This is a genomic window from Spirosoma migulaei, from assembly GCF_054776855.1.
The window spans coordinates 104,842-113,966 of record NZ_BAAHBG010000004.1; the positions used below are offsets into that span (position 1 = coordinate 104,842).

Annotated in this window: 7 protein-coding genes and 1 pseudogene; 3 read left to right on the forward strand and 5 right to left on the reverse strand. The window is 45.5% G+C overall.

Going from position 1 to position 9,125, the window contains the following annotated elements; translation table 11 throughout:
• Window positions 1-98: 98 nt before the first annotated feature.
• From ACYVGO_RS05045 to ACYVGO_RS05055, 3 genes are all read right to left on the reverse strand, one after another.
• Window positions 99-1,415, reverse strand: a complete 1,317-nt coding sequence (locus ACYVGO_RS05045) for a cryptochrome/photolyase family protein (RefSeq protein WP_460968028.1) — start codon at window positions 1,413-1,415, stop codon at window positions 99-101.
• A gap of 133 nt (window positions 1,416-1,548) precedes the next feature.
• Window positions 1,549-1,908, reverse strand: coding sequence for a hypothetical protein (locus ACYVGO_RS05050; protein WP_142775703.1), 360 nt, complete (start codon window positions 1,906-1,908; stop codon window positions 1,549-1,551).
• A gap of 444 nt (window positions 1,909-2,352) precedes the next feature.
• Entirely contained in the window at window positions 2,353-3,063 is a 711-nt protein-coding gene (locus ACYVGO_RS05055) for a GNAT family N-acetyltransferase (RefSeq protein ID WP_142775704.1), read from the reverse strand.
• Between the two features lie 541 nt (window positions 3,064-3,604).
• Between ACYVGO_RS05055 and ACYVGO_RS05060 the strand changes: the two genes are divergently transcribed.
• Complete coding sequence (locus tag ACYVGO_RS05060) at window positions 3,605-4,396, forward strand: ion transporter (RefSeq protein WP_142775705.1); 792 nt, start codon at window positions 3,605-3,607, stop codon at window positions 4,394-4,396.
• A gap of 68 nt (window positions 4,397-4,464) precedes the next feature.
• On the opposite strand, the pseudogene ACYVGO_RS05065 reads toward ACYVGO_RS05060, so the two are convergent.
• Window positions 4,465-4,908, reverse strand: a pseudogene (locus tag ACYVGO_RS05065) (four helix bundle protein).
• Between the two features lie 110 nt (window positions 4,909-5,018).
• Between ACYVGO_RS05065 and ACYVGO_RS05070 the strand changes: the two are divergent.
• Entirely contained in the window at window positions 5,019-6,944 is a 1,926-nt protein-coding gene (locus ACYVGO_RS05070) for a DNA polymerase III subunit gamma/tau (RefSeq protein WP_460968031.1), read from the forward strand.
• A 101-nt stretch (window positions 6,945-7,045) separates the two neighbouring features.
• On the opposite strand, the gene ACYVGO_RS05075 is transcribed toward ACYVGO_RS05070, so the two are convergent.
• Entirely contained in the window at window positions 7,046-8,161 is a 1,116-nt protein-coding gene (locus tag ACYVGO_RS05075; RefSeq protein ID WP_460968033.1) for a tetratricopeptide repeat protein, read from the reverse strand.
• A gap of 102 nt (window positions 8,162-8,263) precedes the next feature.
• On the opposite strand from ACYVGO_RS05075, the gene ACYVGO_RS05080 reads away from it, so the two are divergent.
• A partial coding sequence (locus tag ACYVGO_RS05080; RefSeq protein WP_460968035.1) for a M16 family metallopeptidase occupies window positions 8,264-9,125 on the forward strand: 862 nt, incomplete at its 3' end.

The window sequence follows — 9,125 nt, forward strand, 5'->3', positions numbered from 1 at the left end:
CGAGTAGTGGAATAGTCTACAAAAAGAACCGTAAGCTACAAAAAGGTTGCCATTTTGGACTATATGCTCCACTATCAATTAACTAATTTTTAATTAGCCTACTTGCTCTTAGCCAATGCTTTCCGATAGGTATCTATGGCGCGCTGCCGAGCCATAGTATGCTCAACAATGGGTTTCGGGTAGTTTGGTCCATCTACTTCGGGCACCCACTGGCGAATATAAACTGACTTGGGATCGAATTTCTGTGCCTGGCGTTCTGGGTTGAATACGCGAAAATAGGGTGCGGCATCGGTGCCCGAACCAGCCGCCCACTGCCAGCCACCATTATTGGCCGACAGATCATAATCCCGCAGTTTTTTACCGAAATAGGCTTCACCCCATCGCCAGTCAATAAGCAAGTGTTTGCACAGAAAACTGGCCGTAATCATTCGAACCCGGTTGTGCATCCATCCGATCGTATTCAGTTGGCGCATACCGGCATCTACAATGGGATAGCCTGTTTCGCCATTACACCACTTCTCGAACTCATCTTCATTGTTTCGCCAGTCAATCTGGTCATACTCACGCCGGAACGAATACTTTTCAACGTGCGGAAAATGGTCGAGTACCTGAAAGTAAAAATCCCGCCAGCAGAGTTCGTTTAAAAACGTTTTGTCTTCAGCCTCTCTTGCCTGACGGGCCAGCTCTCGAATGCTGACTGTACCAAATCGCAAATGCATTCCCAGTTGACTTGTCCCGTGTGGTAATGCAGGAAAATCGCGGGTTTCGTTATAGTTATCAAGTAGCTTATCCGATACTGTCCGTGCTGGAAATGGCTCACCAACCGGCTGAAAATCCATTTCGGCGAGTGTAGGAACTTTCTCGGGTTTGGTTTTCCAGAATTGGCTAAAATAGTTCTCGGTTGGATAGGCTTTCAGATAAAAATCCGTCAGTTTATCGTTCCATTTTCGACTATAGGGCGTAAAAACCGTATAGGGCGTTTTTTTGCCGGTCAGCACCTCATCACGCTCAAAAATAGTTTGGTCTTTACTCGTATGAAACCCGATGCCTTGCTCCGTCAGCAAGTCGCCAATTGCTTTATCGCGCTCCTTGGCATATACTTCGTAATCGTGATTGGCAAATACATCGCTTACACGGTATTGGGTCAATAATTCTTTCCATACATCAATCGGCTTACCGTACCGAACCAGCAAGGTTGACCCCATTTTGGCTAGTTCTTCATGCAGACGGTTTACTTCCTGAACCAAAAACTCCACCCGCCGGTCTTGGCGGTCGTCAAGATCATCAAGAATCGTACGGTCGAAAATAAAAACGGGGATGACAGGGCGACCACGTTTAAATGCGTAATAAAGTGCGGCATTGTCGTGCAGACGCAAATCGCGCCGGAGCCAGACCAGCGAGAGTGGTTCAGACATACAGTAAGTAGTTTTTTTAAAAGGGCTAACCAGCCGTTAGTCGAAAAAGTTAAGTCACAAAAAAGTCAGAAGTTGCCAGACAAGATGAATCGGTCTGGCAACTTCTGACTGCTTATTCTGTCTATGTTTCGCTTTATTGAGGCTTGAAGCGTAATCGAACGGTATGTACCTGAGCAGCATATTCGCTCAAATCAGTAGCATAACCTGTCAATTTAATACCGGTTAACTGGCGTAGTAATTCGTTATTCAATTTCTCATTCTGGCTAAATACCTCCAACTGGCAAAGTTTACTGTCAGAATTCACCCGAAACTGAATGACCACAATACCCGCCTGTTGGGTTGATTTGAGAACATCTGGGTAAGATATATGTTTCGCTAACTGCTGCTCCAATGTAGCCTTAACCTCTTTCGGTTTGTGTGTAGTAATGGGCGCAGCGGAGGCTTGCGTTGCCAGGAAGCCTACCAGCATGAGAAGAGTAAATTTCTTTTTCATGACTTCAAACGGATTAAATGATTAAACAAGGTCGCCCCTTGTCTCAAATCCTCAAGGAGCTTTCGCTAGTTAATATTAAGCAAATATTATGTCAATATTAACTAAACATTACCATTTACATCCATTATCCTAACTTACTGGGAGTCAGTCTATTTTACAAAATAGCATAAAAACGGCTGTCATATTTTGAATTTTATTAATTTTAAAGTATAATATATCTCTAACTATATTTCTATAGCCAGTTTGCAAAATATTATTTCCCACTTCAATGTTAATTTAATGTTAAGAAAATTAGTAAGTACTTGGATGCGACAGACTAAAAATGAAAACGTGTGATAAGCCTACAGGCTGCTTTTAGAAATACAGTCAAATCACAGAGGTAGTAAAACAAGAAAAGTCCGGAAGCTGCTTCCGGACTTTTCTTGTTTTACTGTTGTGTAGTTATCAGGCAATTTCCAATTCACGATCACCTTTTCGGGAACGCGAACGGTCGGCTGGTTGGATACGGAGCAGAATGCGTTTTTTAATACGCATCCAACGTTCATATAATTTCGATTCTTTGAGAAAATTCCATTTCTCATCTTTCTCTTCTTTCTTATGCTCTTCCGGATCGTATAGCATCCCTGTGCAGAGACAGTGCTTCCGATTCGTTCGGGTCAGAATATCGAAGTTGGCGCAGGTCTGGCAACCTTTCCAGAAGGAGTCATCACCCGGAAGCTCACTCAGCGTAACAGGTTGATAACCCAAATCGGAGTTGATCTTCATCACCGCCAGACTGGTTGTAATGCCAATGATCTTAGCCGTTGGGAACATAGCCCGCGACAGTTCAAAAGCCTTGGCTTTGATGCGTGTGGCAATACCGCTCTTCCGATAATCGGGATGGACAATCAGGCCAGAGTTGGCCACAAATTTACCGTGCTCCCAAGTCTCTATGTAGCAAAAGCCTACCCACTCACCCGTAAGGGTCATGGCAATAATAGCCTTTCCTTCGAGCATTTTCTCCATCACATAAATGGGGGAACGTTTAGCAATACCGGTTCCCCGGGCTTTTGCGCTCTCTTCCATTTCGTGGCAGATGGTCTCGGCCAACCGCAGGTGGTTTTCATTGGCCACCTGAATGATGTATTGATCGTTAACTATTTCTGGGGTGATCATTGTCGTTTATTGAGCGGTTGTAAAGCCGCGAAAACGGAGACAGCGTAATCCGAGCTGGTAGCTGGTTTGTTGTGAAAAATAGAACAAGAAAAAGGGTAGAAAGTGCTTACCGCATAGGCAAACGAGATAGTATAGTCCTTTCGGACCTAAACCGAAATGGCGTAGTATGGAAGAAAGTCGGTATATAAACGAGCTTTGCCATTGGTTCTTGTGCGAAAACGCGAACAATGTTAGAGAGATTATCCGGGTCTTGCAATATCATAACGGTTTTTTTTCAGGATAGTTCGTCAACGGCTAAAACCTACAAGGTAATCATTAAACCCACTATTGCTACATCGTTCACAATCAGGCATTCACAAGTACCAGGTAGTTTTTAGAACTGGCAGATGATAGCTTTTAATGGAACTATTTTTTTTAACGGGAATAAAGCTACCAGTAATAAACCCGAAAAGCCTAACTGATTCTCTTTATAAACGGATCAATGGCAAGTTCAGATTTTGGTGAGTAGCTTGCATCTCTACCGACCGTTTCTATTTCTATCATGCTCCGCAAATCACTCTATCGTATTCTCGAAACTTCGGCAGGTAAACGTCGGGGAGTCAGTCTGGCGTTTAATCTGGTACTGATTACGATCATTACGCTGAACGCGATCGCTATTGTTCTCCATACGGTGCCGGACTATAACCAGCAATTTTCGCGCCTGTTTACTGACTTCGAACTGTTTTCGGTGGGTTTCTTTACCATTGAATACTTATTACGTGTTTGGGTTAGTGTGGAGAATGAAAAATACCACCACTGGTTCTGGGGGCGCCTTCGTTACATTGTCTCAACCAGCGCCATTATTGACATTCTGGCCATTTTCCCATTCTACTTCTCACTATTTGCTACCGATCTGGCTATTGTTCGGATTCTACGACTGTTCCGAATTTTCCGACTCTTTCGTATTTCACGTTACTCACATGCCTTTCGCCTGATTCAGAATGTAGTTGCCGAAAAGAAAGAAGAACTGGTACTCAGTATTATGCTGGTAATTTTCATGCTCATTATCGTATCGAGTGTAATGTATTATGTTGAACATGCGGCCCAACCTGATAAATTTTCCAGCATTCCGGCAACCATGTGGTGGGGAGTTACGGCCATGACAACCGTTGGCTATGGCGATATTCATCCCATCACACCTTTAGGAAAACTGCTGGGCGGGATTACGGCCATAGTCGGTATTGGCGTGTTCGCCTTACCAACCGGTATTCTGGTATCCGGCTTCAACGAGCATATTCGTGATCACAAAATACCCCGTCGCAAAGTATGTCCGCATTGTGGGAAGGAAATTTAGTGGAGTGAGTGAAGTTGGTGAAGTAAGTTTAATAAGTGAGGTAGTGAAATAAGTGTAGTTGGTGAAGGCTATGCTGTTTTTTTGCGTTCTTTCAGGTAAGCGATATATCCATTGAGTAACTTCATTACCTGCTGATAGTGAGTACGTTTCTCCTGTAGTTGGTTGGCTGTAATATAGCCCTCATCGCACGCACAAATAAGATGGTCTAGACATTCTGTAAGTGAGCCTCTGGCTTGACGGCAAAACTGAATATTTTACTGAAAATGATACCGGCCATAACCTTCTGCTATATTGGCAGAAATACTTCGACTAGCTCTAATAAGTTGGTCTGCCAGCCGGTAACGTTCATCACCAGGGAAAGATTTTACGAGTAAATCAATAGTCTGTCTGAATTTTCGGGCTTCCTGCCAGACAATCAATTCTTCAAAACCGCTGCTATTTTCACGTTCCATGAAGCATAAGAGAAGTGTAAGGAAATAAAAAAGTAAACTAAAAAGCAATAATAAGCACATAACTTATTTTACCTACCGCACTCACTCCACCTACTTCACCAACTCCACTCACTCCACCCATTTCACGAAATACCTTTTGCCTTTCACCCCCGACAGTACTAACTTGCAGTATGGAAAATTTCGTGGTCTCGGCCCGCAAGTACCGTCCCGCTACCTTCGACACTGTCGTGGGTCAGGAACACATTACTACCACACTTAAAAACGCAATCAAGACCAATCACTTAGCGTCTGCCTTCCTGTTTTGCGGACCACGCGGGGTTGGTAAAACAACCTGTGCCCGGATTCTGGCCAAGACAATCAATTGTCAAAACCTGACTGCCGATGGAGAAGCCTGCGACCAATGTGAGTCGTGTGTGAGCTTTAATCAGAGTGCATCGTTTAATATTCATGAGCTGGATGCGGCTTCGAACAACTCCGTTGAAGATATCCGCAACCTGATTGATCAGGTTCGTTATCCACCCCAATCGGGAAAATACAAGATCTATATTATTGACGAGGTGCACATGCTCTCGTCGGCTGCGTTCAATGCGTTCCTGAAAACGCTGGAAGAACCCCCCTCCTATGCCATCTTTATTCTGGCCACAACGGAGAAGCATAAAATTCTACCAACAATTTTATCGCGTTGCCAGATTTTCGACTTTAATCGGATTCAGCCGGGGCACATTGCCAATCACCTCGCCCAAATTGCTGAAAAGGAAGGTGTTACTGCCGAAACGGAAGCCCTGGACCTGATTGCTCAGAAAGCCGACGGGGGGTTGCGTGATGCGTTGTCGATGTTCGATTTGAACGTGACCTTTGCGGCCGACCGGATAATCCGGTATAAGGAAGTGCTGGATAACCTCCACATTCTGGACTATGATTATTATTTCAAACTGACGGATTTACTGTTGGCAGGTAATCTTCCCCAAAGCTTGCTGACAGTCGATGAGATTCTGCGTAAGGGTTTCGACGGACATCAGTTTATCGTTGGCTTGTGTCGTCACTTCCGGGATTTGCTGGTTTGTAAAGATGCGGCTACGGTTCAGTTGCTGCAAGTGACCGAAAACGTTCGGCGGCAATACCTCGACCAGGCGGCTCGGGCGCCCATGTCGTTTTTACTCTCAGCCCTTAGCCTTGGCGGTCAGTGCGACATGAACTACAAGCAGGCTAAAGACCAGCGACTACACACCGAATTGTGGCTGATGAAACTGGCCAATTTGCGTAACCTGCTCAACTGGGAAGCCCTCCCAGACCTACCACTCAACGGTATACATAGTGGAGAAACGACGACAGTAAGCCAGGTGATGGCTGAAAAAAAAAACGCTGGACCGACAATCGGCAATCCCAAGCCCTCGCCTGATAGCAGCCAACTAATCGAAAGTCATCCTATCACAAGTGAGCCTGTGAATGGATACCATTCCACGGTACCTGCTAACGGTAACGGCACAGTAATGAATGGATTGGCTAAACCCAACGAGCAAACAGCGGCAACAAATGCGCAGGTAACAGCCGTAGTCACACCACAACCTGCTGTTGCCAAGTCGGATTTACCGCCCAGGCCACAACAAGTCCCACCAACAAGGCCCGCCGGAAGTCGATTACGGTCGACAGTTGCCTTAACAACGGGGCCGGTTCAACCCGAGGCTACTACCGATGCAGCACCCATTGTTGTAGCATCGACTCGCCCTGATAAACCGTTTGATTTCGATGAGTTACAGGCCGCCTGGCAAGCCTTTGCAAAACTTCGGCGCGAGAAAAGCGATATTACCACCGAACAGGTTGTCTTGAATCGCGATCTGATTCTGGACGGCACAACGATTCATCTTAAGCTTGACAACACCCTGCAAGTCGATTTTCTAACCGAACTGAAGCCCGACCTGCTGGGCTACCTTCGCACTGAACTTCAGAATAGTCAGATTAAGCTTGAGCATCAGGTGGTTGTGCAGGAAGTAAAGAAAATGATTTACAGCTCGCAGGATAAATACAACTATCTGGCCGAGAAAAACCCTGCCCTGCATGAGTTACGAAAGGTGTTGAATCTGGAAGTGGATTATTAGTCAGAACCGGGATTTAACTGATTTTAGGATTGGCCTGATTTTGTTTTTTCGTCTGAGACGAAATCCAGTAAATCCTAAAATCAGTTAAATCCCAGTTCTGACTATTTATACGCCTTTGCCTCCCGAATCAGCGACTTGTACTCCCCTACGGCCAGTGCCTTTTTGTAATACAGTTTGGCTTGATTCTGGTTATTAGCCCGGTCAGCTATACGCGCTAAACCTGCATAGGCAAACGCGCGATACTCCTTCGTATAGGCATCATTCGATGGAAATTTGAGTGCCATTTCATAGGACTCAGCAGCTTCTTTGTCATCTTTATCAGCCAACTCGGTCAGCATTCCGGTGAACGTATGGAAGGCCAATGGCACTAATTTATTAGGCATCTGCTTCAACCGCTGAACATAAGGGCGTGCTTCGGTATACCGCCCCGACAGCAGTAGCGATTCAGCGTAGGTCATGGCAAATAACGGGTTGTTGGGGTATTTATCAACCAGATATTTCATGTAGACCGTGGCTCGTGCTGGGTTCGTTTCGTGTTTCATCAGCAAATGTGCCAGGTAGTAATTGGATACCGGGCGCATAAATACCGCTTTACGGGTTGCCATATCCATCTGTTTGATTCCCAGTGCAATATCGCCATCAGCAAAGAAAAACATGAAGGGCTTAACAATTGGATGGTCGGCCGGATAGCGCTCGACATAATAGTTATAAAGCCCGGTTGTGAAGTAGAAATCTGGATTCTTGTCCGTCAACTTGATACCATCCCGCAGGTAATTGTATGCCTTTTTCGATTCACCAACAGCCTTTAACGACTCGCCCTGATTGTTGTACAATGCGGCCATATAGCTATGACAAGTGAGCATAAAAAACACAGCTTCCGGATCTTCTTCGTTTTTGGCAAGCATCCGTTTCGACAATTGTAATGCCTGCCCAACGGCTTGTTCAAACTGTACCGTGGCCACTTTATTTTCAGCGAGCGGCAAGTTTTGGATATCCAATTGTGTAGCCCGTAAAATTGGGGCAACCGGATGCTGCGGATACTTGGCCTGAAGCTGTCGAATCAATACATCAGCATCCGCAAACTCAAGATTATAAATGTGATCAAGCGCTTTTACAATGGTTTGCTGAGCGGCTGGATCACTCATGACCTGCGCTGGAGCGAGCACCGGTAAACAGAGCAGAAATACGCTCAGTAAAGTATTTTTCAGAATGGACAAAGTATTAGTCGAAATAACGCCGTTTGATTCTATACAGCCGGAACCGTACTTTTGTTTGATGCGTATTATCTAACAAGGGCTCTACGCAAAAGATTCTTACCAATGATTCATTACGAACAGTTTGTTTTAGATAATGGCCTGCGGGTATTCGTTCATGAAGACGAATCTACGCCGATAGCCGCCGTCAATATTTTATATAACGTTGGCTCACGCGACGAAGACCCCGCCAAAACGGGATTCGCACACCTATTTGAGCACTTAATGTTCGGTGGGTCACGAAATATTCCGAGTTACGATGAGCCGCTGCAGAAAGTGGGGGGCGAAAACAACGCCTTTACCAGCCCAGATATTACGAATTACTACATCACCTTACCCTCAGCCAATCTGGAAACCGCTTTCTGGCTCGAATCGGATCGGATGCTGAGTCTTTCGTTCGATCCGCAGGTGCTGGACGTGCAGCAAAAAGTAGTGATTGAAGAGTTTAAGCAACGTTACCTAAACCAGCCTTACGGTGATATCTGGCTTAAACTTCGTCCGTTGGCCTACCAGCAACACCCCTACCGCTGGGCAACGATTGGGAAGGATATCAGCCACATTGAAGAGGCTACGATGGGCGATGTTAAATCATTTTTCTTCAAATATTACCTACCCAACAACGCCATTCTGGTTGTAGCAGGCAATGTAACCGTTGAGCAGGTGAAGCAGTTGTGTGCCAAATGGTTTTCCCCTATTCCGGCTGGTGATCCTTATATTCGGCAGCTTCCTAAAGAACCAATTCAGACCGAAGCCCGTAAGCTGGAAACATCGGCGAAGGTGCCCCTCAATGGTTTGTATAAAGCCTACCATATGCCGGGACGGTTCGATGCTGATTTTTATAACGCTGACCTACTGAGCGACATGCTTGGCCGAAGCAAATCATCGCGTTTGTATCAACAACTCTTACGCGATAAACCAAAGGATGCGG